The organism is Niallia endozanthoxylica (assembly GCF_008710145.1).
GTDB lineage: Bacteria > Bacillota > Bacilli > Bacillales > Cytobacillaceae > Bacillus_BD > Bacillus_BD endozanthoxylica.
Map to the genome: position 1 here is coordinate 44,930 of NZ_VYKL01000030.1, position 17,009 is coordinate 61,938.

The window sequence follows — 17,009 nt, forward strand, 5'->3', positions numbered from 1 at the left end:
TGCGAAAACAGCCTGTTTTCATAATAAAACGAAAAAAGTCTAAATAAAACGAGACGATTCCATATATAAGAATCGTCTCAGACAGTTACAGCCACTCAATAACAGGTATTTGAAGTTTATGGACAGGAACTTCTATTAATGGATAAAAGTCCCTTAAGAATTTCTCATGATTATTAGAGTGCTGTAAATAATTTTCCAACCGTTCTGTCAGGAGCCGCTGCTGCTGCTCTGAGGTTGTTGAATAATAATCCTCAATACACTCCACATAGTGAAGCGGAAATAAAATTCTTGCATATAATAATCTCCAAGCAAAGGAGCTTAACGGTTCTATGGACTGATAATCCTTAAAGAACTTCTGGATTTCAGGCTGATAGGTTTGATAATTATGGAAATAACACTCTCTCGTCCATTCAGCTAAATCACGACTGCAATGATCAAATACCCAATCAAATGGATTTCTCAGCAAAAAGTCTTTACCCCAGGTATGGTTTGTATAGCGATGATGACAAACGGTTCCATTATCTATTGCTTTTGGGTCATCATCCAGCTCAGTATCCACTAAATATTGAATCGCATTTTCACTAATTGCCATATAATATGGAAAAGACTCTATAAACATGCGGTCAAACTCATTTTCTGGGTGTTGGTAAAGCATATTGTTCCATACCTTTTCCATTTGATCGATTCTCTTTTCCCAAAGGTTTTTCCATTGCCCGATTCTGCTTGTCTTTTGAACCGGAAATGAAATAGATCTACCTCGATAATGGAACTTTGCCAGTTTTCTTCCCATTCGTCCCGTTGTTTGTGAATGGGGCTGATAACAAGTGAGAACACAATATTTTTCTGATTCCAAAGCCAAGATTCTGCTATTTTCTTTTGTATTGAGAAATGTACTTACTGAGCGGTCTCCACACTTTTGTAAGTGGTTCGCTATCTGCTCTAATTCAGCTACTTCTTCTTCATTTACATGATTAACTGGAATCAAAATAAACCGCTGATTGTCTTTTTTACAGGAATGATAGTGACCTATTGGCATGGCTTCGATTGCATCTATTCCATAATGCTTTTTAAGAAGCTTTTGTAACATACTTCCCCACCTCATTCTTTATGAACCAATTGTGAACCAGAACCGTTTATTAGAAAAATAATTTGTGCTCATTTTTGGCAGAGTGACACAAAAATTGATAGAATAATTCTAATACTATTTATTTTTTAGCTCCTTTAACCAAATAGCTGATGATTTATATTTATGATGAACCATCAGAAAACTTGTGCATTTCTTGAATAATGGCATATTACACGGAAATGATGAAGATGTGGAAGAGTATTCAATAGGTCCAAGTAAACAGCTGTGAAAATCTTAGGAAAAAGGTGAAACGTATGAGCGAAGAAGGAAAAGTTATGGATATAACAGAACAAACAGCGAGAAAGTGGCTTAGTGACAGAGGAGTCAAAACAGAGGATATTGCTGAACTTGTTTATTATTTGCAAAAGGATTATCATACGGATCTAAAAAAAGAAGATTGTTTGCATAATGTAGAGCGAGTCATTTCAAAAAGAGAAGTTCAAAACGCCATTTTAACAGGAATACAGCTTGATATCCTGGCGGAAAAGGGACTTCTTGAAGAACCTTTGCAGTCTATTATCAAGACAGATGAAGGTCTATATGGAGTGGATGAAATTTTAGCCTTGTCCATTGTCAATGTATACGGGTCAATTGGATTCACAAACTATGGCTATATTGATAAACAAAAGCCAGGCATTCTAAAAAATCTTAACGATAAATCATCAGGTTTCTGCCATACCTTTCTTGACGATATTGTAGGTGCCATTGCTGCTGCTGCTTCAAGCCGTCTTGCACATCGTGCTGAAAATGTAGAATAAGATGATCTGAATCTGTCTTCACCCAGCCATTTAATGTGCCGGGCTGCCAATTGCATCTCAAGCAAAAAAGCACGCGTCTGCGTGCTTTTACTCTATTTCCCATTGATAAAGACTATCCAAAACATATGTCGGCTGCTTTTCATAGCCTTTTAACATCTCTTTTGTGGTCACACCCGTATGAACAAGCAATGTATCCATACCAGCATTTATCCCTGCCATAATATCAGTATCATAATAGTCACCTATCATTAAGGTTTCTTCTTTTTTGGTTCCAATGACCTTTAAAGCCTGCTCCATGATGATTGACTCCGGTTTACCAATGAAAATAGGCTTAATTTGTGTGGAAACAGAAATAACAGACGTAATGGATCCATTGCCAGGGAGCAGCCCTCTTTCCGTTGGAAGCGCAATATCGGCATTTGTCGAGATAAAGACAGCACCTTTACGGACAGCTAAACAAGCGGTAGCCAATTTCTCATAGCTGATGGCACGGTCAATCCCCACCACAACATAATCGGCCTCTTTGTTTGCAAAGGAAAAACCCTTTTCTCGAATCGCTGTCATAATCCCTTCCTCACCAATAACATACACAGCGGCATCTTTCTTTTGTCCATATATATAATTCGCTGTAGCTAAACTTGTTGTAAACACCTGCTCTTCTGTTGCTTTTACACCGAAACCACGAAGCTTTTCAGCCACTTGCGCGGGAGTTCGAGAGGAATTATTTGTTACAAACAAATAAGGCAGGTCCCGGTCATTCAGTTTGTTAACAAAATCAACCGCTTCTTGAATCACTTCTGTTCCTTTGTAAATGGTGCCATCTAAATCAATTAAATACCCTTTATATTGTTTCATTCATTCACCCTCATTTTTTGCAGCAGCAGATTGCTGTCATTAGAAACACCCTTAATTTTCTCGGATAGAATAATGACAGCAAGTATGACCTTCTGCCATCGATTCCAAAGTAGTTAATTCAGTATCAAGGAACTTCTTGATGAACTCCCGCTCCGCCTGGCAAATCTCTGGAAACTCTTTTGCGATTTCTACATACGGGCAGTTGAGTTCTTTAAAATGCAGTTTACCATTTTGTTCCTCAATTTGCGGCATATAGCCTTCACGCTCTTGAATCCGCTTTAAGCTTTCAAGCTTTTCGGCTAGCCCTTCATTCTTATTTTCCATTTTATATTGTTCTAGGAATTGGTCTCTTTTCTTCTGAAATATGACTTTGATTAATTCTTCCTGGCCAGCTTCTTTTAATCCATGAAGAATTTCAAGACTAAACTCTTTATACCTTTTCGGAAAAAAGTTTTCTCCCCCTTCAGCAAGTTGATATACTTTAGAAGGTCTGCCCATTGTTTGCTTTTTAATGTCAGAACGAATCAGTTTGTCACGCTCTAAAGTTTGAACATGTCTTCTTACAGCCATTTCAGTTATTTCCAATTTAGTTGACAGTTCCATAATCGTTAAGCTGCCATATTGCTTTAAGAGCGCTAATATTTGTTCCTTTGTATTCCGTGTATTAATTAACATTTCTTCCACCATCCTTGTAAGAAAAGCATGATCAAATTCACCCTACTGAATGAAGTTAGCGTTCTTTATTTAACAGTTGGTTTAAAAGCTGTAACTGGACCAAGTTCATTTTCCAAATATTCACGAACCTTTGCTGTAAATTGCTTCAATTGTATAAGCTCCGCCTGGAAGCCTGCAAGCAGCTCTTGATGATTGATATTAGTATATTGCTGCTGTAGATTTTTTCTAAACTTGATGACTCTTTTATAGCTCATGCTCATTTCCTTTGTAATGACCTTTTCATCCTCTAAAATATCAATAATATCATCATAGCTTCCCGGATCACGCATAATAAAACCGTCGATTAAACCATTACCGACATCAAGTATCGACTCAAGCATCATATGTAGAATTCTTTCCAAAGCAGCTTTTTCAATTGCTGTGTCCCATTCTTTATTTTCTTCTAATAAACCAATTTGGCCTTCAAGATAGGTTAATGTTTCTTCAATTTTATCTCTGTCAACAAAGTACATTTCGAACACCCTTCCCTAAATTCATCCGGTCTGTATCATCTTTCATTTATTTTTTAAATTATCACATCTTAATAATATACTTATGTTTATTGTACCATAATTTTTACTAAATCTATTTATGAAAAGTATCATATAGGTCTCAACTATTAGTGTATAACGAATGTTTCTGCTAATATAGGGATAACAATATTTTTTTGTGAAAAATTTGTAACTTACCGTTAATAAAGGGGAGAAAAATAGATGGCAGAGCGCTTTTATTTATATGACGATACAGAAAACACAAAAACGAGGTTTGTTAGCTTTATGGGCGAAAATACTCGCTTTGATTTAGCAATTACGTACTCTGACCGTTATTACGGAAAACTATTGGTTCTCGATATTCAAGGCGGAAACTTCGCTATTATCGGTCAGGATGATTTAGAAGAGGAAGGATATTTAGAGCATGTTTTCCGTTTAGATAAAGAGGCTGCTGAAGAACTTACGGATTTTCTAGCGGAAATCGTCTAAGCGGGCTGTGATCACTTCATATTTTCACTAGAAACGTGAATACTAATGATGAGGTGATTGTAATGGACGATAAAGAAACGAAGGAATATACGAATTTTTCCAACGTTGAAACAATGAGAAATTTTATCATTCCTGAAGAATTCCCAGAAGGGCCCGTCGGTTCACCGGTTGGAAAGAATACACCGGTTGAAAATAAAAGCACCCCTTGGAAAGAGGGACAACGTAGCTATAGTGCTTTTAACTGGGAGTTCAAGTCCCTTCACCAAAATCTGCCGAGGCAGATGGAAGGTGCTCATCCACCGCATGATGACCCGAACAAAAATGAAGAACCCCCTTATACAGGGAAATAAGAAAAGTACACATAAAAACAGTGTCAGGCACCGCAAAATGACAGCATTTTGTCTTTTTGCGGTGCCTGACACCTTAGTTTTTCACCTTTTTCACAATGAAGTAAGCACAACCAAAGTTGCAAAACTCATAAAGGTATTCTGATGCTGTACTGATTTTCGTGTCAAATGAAGCTTTTTGATTTTGGTCATCAAAAAAGCCTTTTAAGCGAAGCTGACCATATCCCCAGTCACCTACAATATAATCATACTTTGTTAGGATATCACTGAACCGGCCGCGAAAGGCCTCTTCGTTAAAGCCATTTCCTCTTTCCTCAACGACCTCGTAACAAGTGTTTTCAATACAAACCATTCTTTTCACCTCTCAAAATTACGTCTCTCTATTTAACAGAACTTTTGATCCTTGAGTATAGGTCATGTCGTCATGGCCATATATCTATACGTTCTCATATCCATTCCAAGAACCACAACATTTGCCAAACACGCTCAATGTTAGCAATTCTTGAAACGATTGCTATAAGAAGATTTAGCCATAAAATGAGGAAAAGTGCAAGCTGCTAACGTAATCGCCAACAATTACTAAGTGGAAAATTTTTTACATCGGTCACCCTATACATAAGGAGGTAGATAAAAAAATGAACAAATCATGGATGATTATTGGTCTTTGCAGTCTTACTTTCATGACAGCCTGCCAGAAGGATGCAGCAAGTGAAGATATATATAAAGACAGCGGTAATACAATTAATGTGAACGATGACCGTCGTGAGTTATACAAGGAGCATAATAATGGGAATAAAAGTGAGAACTTCGGCTATGTACGTCATCAAAAAAGTCCTGTTTTAGGCGAGAATATGTCAGACAACCATTATACGGAGATTGACCGTGAGAAAGTAGCAGATACCATTTCAAAGTACTGTACCGACCTGCCAAATGTACAGGATACTGCTACACTTGTAACAGATGAAGAGGTACTCATCCTTTATGCTACTGATACAAAGGACCGGAACTTGACAGCTGATCAAGTAAAGAAAACGGGCATGTCTGTTGTTCCTCGCTGGTATCGCGTGTATGTCAGCGATAATTTTAACCTGAGGAAAACAATGGAAAGCTATGCCTACCTTGATTCCACCAGCACAAATGCCGAAACAGGAATTGATAAGCTGATAAAAGAAATGGTAAAAGCCCCGCAAGGTCAGCCTGTCAGTGATGAAGAAAATGCCAATGGTGACATTAAGAATATTTCTAACCAGTCAAACCATATGGAAAAAGAATGAAGAGAATCCAAATCAAAAAAAGAGTTCAGCCTTGGTTAAGCTGAACTCTTTCCATTTAAGCTTTTTTTAACTGTTGGTCTTCCAATGAATGCTTTTGTTTAGCCGCTTCATTTACCTGTTCATCCGCATGGTAGGAGGAACGAACAAGAGGACCGGATTCACAGTGACTGAAGCCTTTTTGCATGGCTATTTCTTTTAGCTCTTTAAATTCATCTGGATGATAATATTTTTCAACCGTTAAATGCTTTTTTGTCGGCTGCAGGTACTGGCCAATCGTCATGATATCCACATGGTTGGCACGAAGGTCATCCATTGTCGCCAGTATTTCTTCTTTTGTTTCACCGAGACCTACCATTAAGCTTGATTTTGTCGGGATAGTTGGCTGAAGCTCCTTCGCACGACGCAAAAATTCTAAAGAACGTTCATATTTTGCTCTTGCCCTCACCCTTGGTGACAGTCTTTCTACTGTTTCGATATTATGATTTAGAATATCCGGCTTGGCATCCATCAGCATTTTAAGATTCTCATATATTCCGCCCATATCAGATGGCAAAACTTCAATCGATGTGAATGGATTTTTCTTTCTAATGGCACGGACCGTTTCTGCAAAAACGGCGGCTCCTCCATCCTTTAAATCGTCACGAGCAACAGCCGTTACAACGACATGCTTTAAATTCATGAGATGTACCGAATCAGCCACTCTTTCCGGTTCCTTCCAATCCAATTCGGTCGGGAGCCCAGTTTTAACTGCACAAAAACGGCAGGCTCTTGTACAGGTATCACCAAGAATCATAAAGGTAGCTGTTCTTCTTTCCGCCCAGCATTCATGGATATTCGGACAACGCGCTTCTTCGCATACTGTATGAAGATTATTTTCCCGCATCATCTTTTTTAATCCTGTGTAATGTTCATTTGTATTTAATTTTATTTTTAACCAATCTGGTTTTCGCTGTATTTCTTTATTGCTAGACATACTACCGCTCCATTTCTATAGCAATATAGTATTACATAAAAAGTTTTTTATCATTCCCACTTTAACATTAAAAGGATGGTACGACAAGAAATCGAATCGCAAGGATATTTCCAAAATTTTATATTTATGAAATCCTTTTGTACTTTACAAACTAATCAAGAAGATAAAAGTGCAGGCTTCCCGTTAGATCAGCCTTTATAGTTGAGGTTCTGAAAACGAATGCTACTAATGTTATACTTTATCTTTTGAAGACGGAAGGGAGGATTCGTATGCGGCAGGCTTTCATATGTTCGATTTGTTTCATACTGCTTTTTGTAAATAACCCACTAATGGCGAAGGCTGAAAATGAACAAAACGATCTTTTTGCCAGGAGAATGGAACTATATCAAAAAATAGAATCCGTTACAAATATCCCCTGGTATTATTTAGCTGCTGTTGACCAATATGAAAGAAATGTTCGCCAGTCCCGCAAGGATTTACCGAAAGCAGAAGGAATAACAGGAATTTATTTTCCACCGGAAAAGTGGGTTGGAATTATGAATCCTAATCCGACTGATGAAAATCCACTTTCAATCGAATTTTTTGACGGTATTGGCGCAGATGGAGACGGAGATAATAAAGCATCGCTAAAGAACGATGCTGATGTCCTTTATACCTATGCCCGCCACGTTTTAAATTATGGTACTGATCATGACAATATTAAGCTGGCTTTATGGGATTATTATCAAAGGGATAAAACAGTCAGTATTATTGTTGGAAAAGCAAAAATCTACAAACACTTTGGCCACTTAAATTTAGAAAGCCATGCATTTCCTGTTCCTATTCGAAGCAATCACAGCTATAAAAATACATGGGGAGATGCGCGAGGTTGGGGTGGAAGAAGGACTCATGAAGGAACAGATATCTTTGCCAGCTATGGTGTTCCGGTACGCGCTACCTCTTACGGTATTGTCGAAATGAAAGGCTGGAATAAGTATGGCGGTTGGAGAGTGGGTATTCGTGATATTAATAATAATTATCACTATTTTGCTCACTTGAACGGTTTTTCCAAAGACTTACATATCGGACAAGTGGTTGAACCAGGGCAATTAATTGGAAGTGTTGGAAGCTCAGGCTACGGCCCCCCGGGTACTTCAGGAAAGTTTCCTCCTCATTTACATTATGGTATGTATAAGGACAACGGAAGAACAGAATGGTCTTTTGACCCGTATCCTCATTTGAGGCTCTGGGAAAGACAAGAAAGACAGCGTACGAAATAAGAAAAGCGGAAGCGCCTTGCCCAGCGACATATGGACTGACTTGCACAGGATGTGCTGACATCGACGTTCGCCACAGGACGTGGCGGTCTTTAGTCGATGTCCCTCTACTTCCGGACTGAGATAAAGAAAACACGAAGAACGCGCTAGCGTGATTCGATGTTGACACAATCGTTGCGGAGGAAGTGTGAAGTCCACTAGGCGCTGGAGCTAGACCACTATCAAAGTTTAAAAAGTTATTTCTTAAAAATAGTGTCAGGCCCATAAAAAGACAAATGGCAGTCATTTGTCTTTTTATGGTGCCTGACACCTGTTATTCGTTTTTAGGTAATTGAATGGCGGGGGTGCTGTTACCATTACCATTGTAGAATTGAGGAACATCCCCTCTGAATACGCCCATGCCAATTGGAATATTACGCTTTACAACTGTGATATCGGAGGAAAAAGGAACAATAATCTCAATATTGACTTGAACTTCAATATAAATTTCAATAATACCGCCATTGATTCCAAATTCTTCAATTTTGGTTTTGACATCTGATGTTACGTCTCCAATAGCATAAAATTCAACCGGTATATCTGGACCTAAGTTACCTAGTAAGGCATTGTCAGTTGCCCGTCCTAGTGGAATTGAGAAATTGATTCCTTTCGCTTCCTTTGGTTTTTTCTTATCAATTTCAACATCTGTAAGGGAATGAAGAACATCTGTATTTCCTTCTTCTGCTTCCTTTATATTTTCATGAATCAGACTGACGATTTCTGTTTGTTTACGGATAATTTTTTCAGTATCTAATTGAATATTATTGGAACCATCTGTATTGGGAATCGTTCGAAAAAGATCTTCGGATTCTGCTTCTTCAAACTGCTTATCTACAGCATTATTAATGACTAATGTGGCAATATTTCTTGATTCTGATTTAGCATAGCTCATCAGTGTCGGCTCTAATTCTTTTTCAATTACCCATAGACAGATTAGGGTTGAACAGATAAAAAACACTAGCGTCAACAATAATACGTATCGAACCGGCAGCGGTCCTCGTTTCTGTAAACGTCTGCGAAAAAGCTTCGCCAAGACACTTCCCCCCTCTATATGCTATATGTATGCAGTAGAAGAGAGACTAACGCTAAATTTATCGTAAAAACAATAAAATTCTTTACCTGCTTTTAGCCTTGTTCTTGTATGTATTTTTGAATCGTTTCTCTACTAACGTTTCCAATGGAACAAGCGAAATATCCGTCACTCCAAAAAGTTCGTTTTTTCCAAAAATGCTTAGAAAGATACGTTTCATGTTGTTTCCAAATGTGAAAGGTAGTCATTTGCTTTAGTAGCCTTACAATCTCAGGTATACTCATCTTAGGTTCATACTGAATAAGTAAATGAATAGGTTCCTTATCTACTTCCATTTCGACGATTCTAATATGATATCTATTAGCTATATCGTGCATGAGTTGTTTCACATCATTTCCAAGTTGAATCAACAACTTCTTGCGATATTTACACACGAATATCAAGTGGCACATAAGTAAAAACTTGGAATGGTTTTTTGTATGGTAATCCATGATGTTCTAGCACTCACTCTCTGCATCTTAGAGAATTTTGGAATCGGCTTTAAAGGAACTTTGTTTCCTTCTATATCCATCAAGATAGCGTAGCCACTACTCATTCTTCCTTTGATGAAATATTTTTCCCCTTTGTATTGAACCTTATCGAATTTACGAAAACCAAAGAGTTTTCTCATTGGTATCTTTTGTTCACTACGAACTCCTTTGGTTTGTTGATAATCACCATCAGATACACATTTCTTAAATAAGATGTTGTTTGATTTAAAAGTAGGAGTTACTCCTTTTGTTGCAACCGCAACAGCATCAAAGTAGTGTTCTTTTGGTAATCTCGTAAGTTGACGGTGTTCCTTCGTAATAAACCCAAAGGTTTCTTCCGCATTTGTTTGCCTTAATAGTTGAATGCGAATACTATTCATTTGTGTAGCGTGATTGAGTTGCCCTTTTTTCTTCCCTCTCTTTTTAAGCTCAATCTTCCCATGATGAAGGGCATCATGACACGTTTTACAAAGAGTAAGAAGATTGGATTCTTCGTCTGAACCACCCATACTTCTAAAAATAATATGATGCACTTCTAATCGTTTGTCTTTTGATTTTCCTTTACAATGTTGGCAACGATAGGCATCTCTTGTTAAGACATATGCTTTCGTATTGGCATAACCGTAGTTCAATCCTTTTTGATAGAGCCATTTGTTTGTTAATACCGCTGGATTTTTTAACACATGTGGATCAAAAGTAGCCGTCTCTACGATTTGTCGCGTGATTGGAAGAATCGTAGAGACGAACTTCATTTCTTTCAGATGGGCATTGATTTTGCTAGTCATCGTTGGTGAAAAGCGGTTTTTTTTGATTGAGTTTTTTCGATTGAGCCATCTTGCTTTTCGATAACGAGTTTTGCGATTTCGTCTATTCCTTCTATATTTCGAGCGCTGCTTCATTTTGTCAGTAATATCATTGCGAATTTCGATTTGAGATAGATACAACACATTTCCCTTTTCGTCAGCAACAGCAGAGCCTACTTTTGCACTCCCTGTATCTACTCCATGAGTTAAAGTCTGTACATATTCTGTATCTGTTTTGTATCGTAATTGAATGGTAAAAGGTGTTCTTCGCTTCACTTTTGCTTTTCCTTGTTTCAAAAGCAATCTCGCAATTGCCGAAGAACAGGGCATCAAGGGCCTTCTGTCTTGAGTTAAAACATATACCATGTAAAACATCCTTTCGGATAAAATCTCTGCCCGAAAGCAGGTGATGCGTATCCTTGTACTATGACCATATAAGGAATCCGACCTCACCTCGACAATGATACATCAGCTTTTTACACTTGCATCACCGAGGTTTACCTCGCCTCTACTTAAATGCAAGCGACAGAGCAACGGTCTGGTGCGTCAACCGAAGGTGTCATGACCGATCTATCGTAGTTAGGATTTCTCCTATCTCAGTCTGGTAAACTTACCCTTGAAGGGACAATCCTAAAACCATGTCGCTTCTTTTTCAAAAGCCACGGTGCCTTTAGGCTCGTGGTAGTTCACATATAGTATCGCAGTCTGTTATCACCACTGAAAGCTTTTCCGCTAAATTGATTTCATACGGCTCCACAGGATGGTCATCTTCTTCCAAAATTCTTATAACCGGACGGTCATTCAACGATTTATTTTGTTTAACGACAACTCCTTTTCTTCCATCATTTAAGGAAACCGTGATTCCCACTGGATAAATGGCTACTGAATTTTGAAAAGCTTTCACAATCTCAGCTTGAAAGTGACGACCTGTTCCAGCATACAACATTTCCAATCCTTCATGAGGAAGCATTGCATTCCGGTAGACTCGATGAGAGGTCACCGCATCAAACACATCTGCCACTGCAACAATTCTCGCGTAATCGTGAATTTCATCACCTCGAAGTCCTCTTGGGTAGCCGGAGCCATCCAGCCGCTCATGATGCTGAAAGGCGCAATGAGAGACGAGCAGCGGAACTGCATGCGTGCCCCGAAGCAATTCAAAGCCTTCAGATGAATGTTTTTTTACAATCGCAAATTCTTCATCTGTCAGCCTTCCAGGTTTCATCAGAATTTCCTTCGGCACTGCAATCTTGCCAATATCATGCAAAAGAGCACCAAGGCCGATTGTTTCTAATTTAGCAGTTGGCAACTTAAGCTCCATCCCGAGCGCCAAAGAATACAGTGTCACATTTAATGAATGAGTAAAAATATAGGTATCGTGTACACATACATCCGAGAGAATAGACAACAATTCTGAACTGTTATTTAACTCGCTCATAATATGCTTAATAACTGTTTGATATTCTTTAATAGATTTTTCCATAATGAACGATTTAGATTCAAGCGGCTCTGAATAAATTTTTTTAAAAGTAGTGGCAATAGTAGCTAATGCTTCCCTTTTTAACGGATCTGATATAGGTTCCCTAAAAACAATATCTTCCGTATTCTTATCTTCTATATAAATATAAGTAATCCCCATCTCTATTAACCGCTTTAACATACGTTGCTCAAGAACAACACCTTTATTTATTAAGATTCGGCCACTTTCATTATAAATAGCCTTTCCGAGCTTTGTATTTATCTCTACTGATGAAGTCTTTACTAATCTCATACAATAAGCACCTACAGATTCTTTTTTTACTATCAGAGCAATAGATAATATTACATACACGTCCAACATAACCTGAAAAATTCTATTATTACAAGATACAATAGTCCCTATTCCCTAAACAACATTCCAAATATATTAATTAAAAAAAGGGCAGTCGCGATGACTCCCCTCCTTCTATAACATTTTAAGCATAGCTTCTTTTCCAATCATCCCTTTATGAATTCCCATTGATTCTGCTTCATGGGTAACCGATTCAAGGGGTGCTTCCAGAAGCTGTTCAATTGTTTTGACACCAACTGCTCTGCCGGCGATGACCTTTCTATCTTTCAACTTTTCATTCAGCAATGCGACGTCAAGCGCCCCGCACATAATATATCCTTTATCACTTGTCACAACAAGCAGGTTGGTTTTGGGTAAAATGACAGAGATACTTAAAAAGGTATGTCCACTAATTTCAATTGGTGAAACATCAATCATGAATAACATGCTCCTTTCCTTTTTCTACTACACAATATGTCGGAAAGGAGCAAAGCGTGTGTTAATTGACCGATTGTTTTTCTATCTCACCAATTCTCCACTCTAATAAGTGACGAAGGAATTCGGGTAAATAATACTGCTTATGCTTAGCTCGAAAAACAGATGGAAAAAATCGTCCAAATGTAAACATATCAGGAATCGCGAGCTTATAAATCCTAGCACTTTCAATTAATTGCCCATGAATATAAAAATGATAATAATCCTTTTCCTTTTTTACATCAATGCCACTGTAGACTATTTTTCCCATCAGTTTGCCGCGAAAGCCTAGTCCAAATATTTGCAGGTCTTTCCACTTTTCATCCATTGTCTGAACAAGGACTTCCTTCAACTCAGCTCCCGACAGCTCTACGACTGCCGGGTTAATCGGATGAGGACATAATTTCAATAAATCATATCTGGTCACTTGGCCGCTTGGTAAGCTTTCCAATATTAATCCTTCATTCATAAAAGCACAATCAGCATGGCACCAATCTTGAATCGCTTGACAAAGCATGACAGCCAGGTCTTCTTTCGATATATCATCACAATCTAATGCGACGACAGAGGAAGATAGAATATCCTTCCCCATTTTGTACAATTCATTCACTTTTTCTTCTTCATTTTCTGCCGGAGGCAAATCATTAGTATCATACAGCCACGCTTTTTTCTCGACGATTCGTCCTGAAGCACTGTCAACTGTCAATTGAATATGACCGATGTACATTCCATACTTGCCTGCACATGTAAGAAGTGTGTTACCCTCCATTTTCCCCTCATGAAGGATATGATGCGTATGTCCGCCAATAACTACTTCAATCTCCGGGAATTCTTGTCCAATTCGTTCATCATCATGAATACCCAAATGAGAAAGCAGAATCAGGATGTCTGCCTTTTCTTTTAAAAGACTGATTTGCTGCTTAAGAGAATCAAATGGATCATGTGTCTGCCAGCCTAACAGATCATAAAGATAGGCATAATTTGCCGTTAGCCCGGTAACACCCAATTTGACGCCGTTTTTCGTTTCATAAATGGTATGATCCTTAAGCCATTGGGGACGCTGGCCATCTTTATAGACCAAATTAGCTAATAAAACATCAAACTGCCGGTTCTCATATAATTGATCTAAATCATCATATGGAAACGTAATCCCCTCATTATTACCAATTGTTATCGCATGAAAGCCTGCTTCATTTAATAATTCTATATTTCCCTTCCCTTTGGTAGCTTCTGTTAAGGGATGAGAGCGGTCAGCATGATCACCAATATCAAATAAAAAGAATTCCTCACCTGCATCCTGATGCCATTTTCTTCGTTCTTCAAGAAACTGCTGCATACGCGGCCAATGCTCAAAATGACTATGTAAATCATTCGTATGATAAATATGGATAACTTCCAAATTCCATCACCTTCCCTTCTCACTCTAAGTGACTGATAAAACTTTTTTCTTTTTCTTCATCATAGCAGAAAAGTCCCAAAATCTCTTTAACTTCATACTGAAGTTAAGCCTCCGGCGGATGCCTCGGATTTTTAAAGGTATTTTATCGAGCATGCTCGATAAAAATCCGGGCGCAAATTCGGCGAGCGAATTTGATTAAAGACCACTGAAAATTAAACGAATTCCAACAATGATTAAAACAATTCTTAATAGGGTCACAATTGTTTTTCCCGGCAGTTTTTGATTGAGTAACGCACCGGCTTGTCCTCCAAACCAGGCACCCGGAATAAGGGCGAGCGCAAATAACCAATTGATGTTTCCCATAATAATATGGGTCACGGAACTGGTAATCGATGTTAAAAATAATAAGAGCATTGAAGTGGCAACAGCAATATGGGGTGGAAAGAAGAATAACAGAATCATGGCTGGAACCATTAAAGAACCGCCGCCAATGCCTAAGAGACCACCCAGGAAGCCAACGATGATCGAAATAGATATTGCCATCAGCGGACGATAGCCGTAGGATTGTTCATTCCCAGCTTCATCAATATAGGTTCGCCAAATGCCCTTTTCAGATTTCCTTTTTAATGGCTTTAATTTATCCTTAAACATGAGGATAAACGACATAAATATCATAAAGATACCAAACCAAATTGAAAAAGCGTCAACATCTAACTGCTTATTTACCCAGGCCCCGAACATCCCTGCTGGACCGCTTCCAATAAAAAAAATCAGTCCGCTCTTATAATCAACCCTTTTCTGCTTATAATAAGCAATTGTCGAGGATAAACCGGTAAAAATAATCACTAAAAGCGAAGTACCTGCAGCAACTTGCGGCGACACTTCACCAATCAAGGCCGTAGACCCTCCTAAAAACAATAAAGCAGGTACAATAACAATTCCCCCGCCAAGACCAACAAGACTTCCTATTGTCCCTGCTATAAATCCAAGCAGCACAAGGATTATATACTCCATACTTTCACACCTTCTATGCTTGACAGACCTTTTCTTCTGCCTTTTACTTTACGTTTTAAGAATAGCTAATTAAGGGATAAATGTAAAATGCTGAATAAATGGGTTCATTCGGCTAAAAAAACAAAACCGTCTTGCCTCTAAGGCAAAACGGTTTTGCTTCTGTTTTGATACAACTATTAACCGATAGAACCTTCCATTTCGAACTTGATAAGACGGTTCATTTCTACTGCATATTCCATTGGCAGTTCTTTTGTAAATGGTTCAATGAAGCCCATTACAATCATTTCAGTTGCTTCCTGCTCTGAAACACCACGGCTCATTAGATAGAATAATTGTTCCTCTGAAACCTTTGATACTTTCGCTTCATGCTCGAGTGAAATATTATCATTTAAGATTTCATTATATGGAATTGTATCTGATGTTGATTGATTATCCATAATTAATGTATCACATTCAATGTTTGCACGAGCACCATCCGCTTTACGCCCAAAATGGACCTGTCCGCGGTACGTTACTTTACCGCCATGCTTAGAGATTGACTTAGATACAATCGTTGAAGATGTATTTGGTGCTAAATGAATCATTTTTGCACCCGCATCCTGATGCTGTCCTTTACCGGCAATTGCGATAGAAAGTGTCAGCCCGCGTGCACCTTCACCTTTCAAAATAACAGCTGGATATTTCATTGTTAATTTAGATCCGATATTACCGTCAATCCATTCCATCGTCGCGTTTGCTTCACACACCGCACGCTTTGTTACCAGGTTGAACACGTTGTTTGCCCAGTTTTGAATAGTGGTATAACGGCAATAAGCATCCTTTTTAATAATGATTTCAACAACCGCACTGTGAAGTGAATTGGTTGTGTAGACAGGAGCTGTACAGCCTTCTACATAATGTACAGATGCACCCTCATCAACAATAATTAACGTACGCTCGAATTGACCCATATTCTCTGAGTTAATACGGAAATACGCTTGCAGCGGTGTATCAACCTTAACCCCTTTTGGTACATAGATGAAAGATCCACCAGACCATACAGCAGAGTTTAGCGCTGCAAATTTGTTATCTGTCGGAGGAATAACCTTTGCCCAGTGCTCACGGAAAATATCTTCATTTTCGCGTAAGGCTGAATCTGTATCTTTAAATACGATTCCTAGCGCTTCAAGATCTTCCTTCATATTATGATAAACAACTTCTGATTCGTATTGAGCAGATACTCCAGCTAAATACTTTTGCTCTGCTTCCGGAATCCCAAGCTTATCAAAAGTCTGCTTAATCTCATCTGGAACCTCATCCCATGATTTTTCAGATTTTTCTGATGGTTTTACGTAATACGTAATTTCATCAAAGTCTAATGATTTTAAATCTCCACCCCACTGCGGCATTGGCTTACTGTAGAAGAGATCCAATGATTTCAAGCGGAAATCAAGCATCCACTGTGGCTCATTTTTCATTTTTGAAATTTCTTCAACAATTTCCTTCGTTAAGCCGCGCTTTGAACGGAATATGGAGACGTCTTTATCATGAAAGCCATATTTGTAATCACCAATTTCAGGTGCTTTTTTTGCCATCGCCTTAGTCCTCCTTTATAAGGGAAGCTAAGCAGCTTCCACTTATTATTTTA

At 38.4% G+C, this 17,009-nt stretch carries 19 protein-coding genes; 5 read left to right on the plus strand and 14 right to left on the minus strand.

Features of this window, described 5'->3' with window-relative positions; genetic code table 11:
* Window positions 1-85 precede the first annotated feature (85 nt).
* On the minus strand, window positions 86-1,087 hold the full coding sequence (gene yutH, locus F4V44_RS18865; protein WP_150441572.1) for a spore coat putative kinase YutH: 1,002 nt from the start codon (window positions 1,085-1,087) through the stop codon (window positions 86-88).
* A gap of 293 nt (window positions 1,088-1,380) precedes the next feature.
* On the opposite strand from yutH, the gene F4V44_RS18870 reads away from it, so the two are divergent.
* Window positions 1,381-1,884, plus strand: a complete 504-nt coding sequence (locus F4V44_RS18870) for a phosphatidylglycerophosphatase A family protein (protein ID WP_150441573.1) — start codon at window positions 1,381-1,383, stop codon at window positions 1,882-1,884.
* A gap of 87 nt (window positions 1,885-1,971) precedes the next feature.
* Here F4V44_RS18870 and F4V44_RS18875 read toward each other — a convergent pair whose 3' ends face one another.
* The 3 genes from F4V44_RS18875 to F4V44_RS18885 form a co-directional block, all read right to left on the minus strand.
* Entirely contained in the window at window positions 1,972-2,739 is a 768-nt protein-coding gene (locus tag F4V44_RS18875) for a TIGR01457 family HAD-type hydrolase (RefSeq protein ID WP_150441574.1), read from the minus strand.
* A 51-nt stretch (window positions 2,740-2,790) separates the two neighbouring features.
* Window positions 2,791-3,414, minus strand: a complete 624-nt coding sequence (locus F4V44_RS18880) for a helix-turn-helix transcriptional regulator (RefSeq protein WP_191090771.1) — start codon at window positions 3,412-3,414, stop codon at window positions 2,791-2,793.
* Window positions 3,415-3,479: 65 nt separating this feature from the next.
* Window positions 3,480-3,926, minus strand: a complete 447-nt coding sequence (locus F4V44_RS18885; protein WP_150441576.1) for a DUF86 domain-containing protein — start codon at window positions 3,924-3,926, stop codon at window positions 3,480-3,482.
* A gap of 240 nt (window positions 3,927-4,166) precedes the next feature.
* On the opposite strand from F4V44_RS18885, the gene F4V44_RS18890 reads away from it, so the two are divergent.
* Both F4V44_RS18890 and F4V44_RS18895 read left to right on the plus strand, forming a co-directional pair.
* The gene (locus F4V44_RS18890; protein ID WP_150441577.1) at window positions 4,167-4,433 is read left to right on the plus strand and encodes a DUF3055 domain-containing protein; all 267 of its coding nucleotides are present in this window, start codon (window positions 4,167-4,169) and stop codon (window positions 4,431-4,433) included.
* 62 nt (window positions 4,434-4,495) lie between these two features.
* Window positions 4,496-4,783: a cytosolic protein gene (locus tag F4V44_RS18895; protein ID WP_150441578.1), complete on the plus strand. Its 288-nt coding sequence runs from the start codon at window positions 4,496-4,498 to the stop codon at window positions 4,781-4,783.
* 73 nt (window positions 4,784-4,856) lie between these two features.
* Here the strand turns inward: F4V44_RS18895 and F4V44_RS18900 are convergent, their stop codons facing one another.
* A complete protein-coding gene (locus F4V44_RS18900) occupies window positions 4,857-5,132 on the minus strand; it encodes a YutD family protein (RefSeq protein ID WP_150441579.1) in 276 nt (91 codons plus the stop codon).
* 283 nt (window positions 5,133-5,415) lie between these two features.
* Between F4V44_RS18900 and F4V44_RS18905 the strand changes: the two genes are divergently transcribed.
* A complete protein-coding gene (locus tag F4V44_RS18905; protein ID WP_150441580.1) occupies window positions 5,416-6,054 on the plus strand; it encodes a YhcN/YlaJ family sporulation lipoprotein in 639 nt (212 codons plus the stop codon).
* A gap of 55 nt (window positions 6,055-6,109) precedes the next feature.
* On the opposite strand, the gene lipA is transcribed toward F4V44_RS18905, so the two are convergent.
* Window positions 6,110-7,027 carry a lipoyl synthase gene (gene lipA / locus F4V44_RS18910; protein WP_150441581.1) on the minus strand — a complete coding sequence of 306 codons (918 nt, stop codon included), beginning with the start codon at window positions 7,025-7,027 and terminating at the stop codon, window positions 6,110-6,112.
* Window positions 7,028-7,356: 329 nt separating this feature from the next.
* Between lipA and F4V44_RS18915 the strand changes: the two genes are divergently transcribed.
* A complete protein-coding gene (locus F4V44_RS18915; protein ID WP_150441621.1) occupies window positions 7,357-8,286 on the plus strand; it encodes a M23 family metallopeptidase in 930 nt (309 codons plus the stop codon).
* A 310-nt stretch (window positions 8,287-8,596) separates the two neighbouring features.
* On the opposite strand, the gene yunB is transcribed toward F4V44_RS18915, so the two are convergent.
* The 8 genes from yunB to sufB all read right to left on the minus strand — a co-directional run bounded on the left by yunB (window position 8,597) and on the right by sufB (window position 16,956).
* Window positions 8,597-9,355 carry a sporulation protein YunB gene (yunB, locus tag F4V44_RS18920; RefSeq protein ID WP_150441582.1) on the minus strand — a complete coding sequence of 253 codons (759 nt, stop codon included), beginning with the start codon at window positions 9,353-9,355 and terminating at the stop codon, window positions 8,597-8,599.
* Between the two features lie 92 nt (window positions 9,356-9,447).
* Complete coding sequence (gene tnpA, locus F4V44_RS18925; protein WP_150441583.1) at window positions 9,448-9,843, minus strand: IS200/IS605 family transposase; 396 nt, start codon at window positions 9,841-9,843, stop codon at window positions 9,448-9,450.
* Window positions 9,792-11,051, minus strand: a complete 1,260-nt coding sequence (iscB, locus tag F4V44_RS18930) for an RNA-guided endonuclease IscB (protein WP_150441584.1) — start codon at window positions 11,049-11,051, stop codon at window positions 9,792-9,794. The genes tnpA and iscB overlap by 52 nt, the downstream gene beginning before the upstream one ends.
* Window positions 11,052-11,355: 304 nt before the next feature.
* Window positions 11,356-12,456 carry an HD-GYP domain-containing protein gene (locus F4V44_RS18935; protein WP_150441585.1) on the minus strand — a complete coding sequence of 367 codons (1,101 nt, stop codon included), beginning with the start codon at window positions 12,454-12,456 and terminating at the stop codon, window positions 11,356-11,358.
* A 174-nt stretch (window positions 12,457-12,630) separates the two neighbouring features.
* A complete protein-coding gene (locus F4V44_RS18940; protein ID WP_150441586.1) occupies window positions 12,631-12,933 on the minus strand; it encodes a YunC family protein in 303 nt (100 codons plus the stop codon).
* Window positions 12,934-12,994: 61 nt separating this feature from the next.
* Entirely contained in the window at window positions 12,995-14,368 is a 1,374-nt protein-coding gene (locus F4V44_RS18945) for a bifunctional metallophosphatase/5'-nucleotidase (RefSeq protein ID WP_150441587.1), read from the minus strand.
* Between the two features lie 195 nt (window positions 14,369-14,563).
* Window positions 14,564-15,382 (minus strand): sulfite exporter TauE/SafE family protein, encoded by an 819-nt coding sequence (locus F4V44_RS18950; RefSeq protein ID WP_150441588.1) that lies wholly within the window; start codon window positions 15,380-15,382, stop codon window positions 14,564-14,566.
* A gap of 176 nt (window positions 15,383-15,558) precedes the next feature.
* Window positions 15,559-16,956, minus strand: coding sequence for a Fe-S cluster assembly protein SufB (gene sufB, locus F4V44_RS18955; protein ID WP_150441589.1), 1,398 nt, complete (start codon window positions 16,954-16,956; stop codon window positions 15,559-15,561).
* Window positions 16,957-17,009 lie beyond the last annotated feature (53 nt).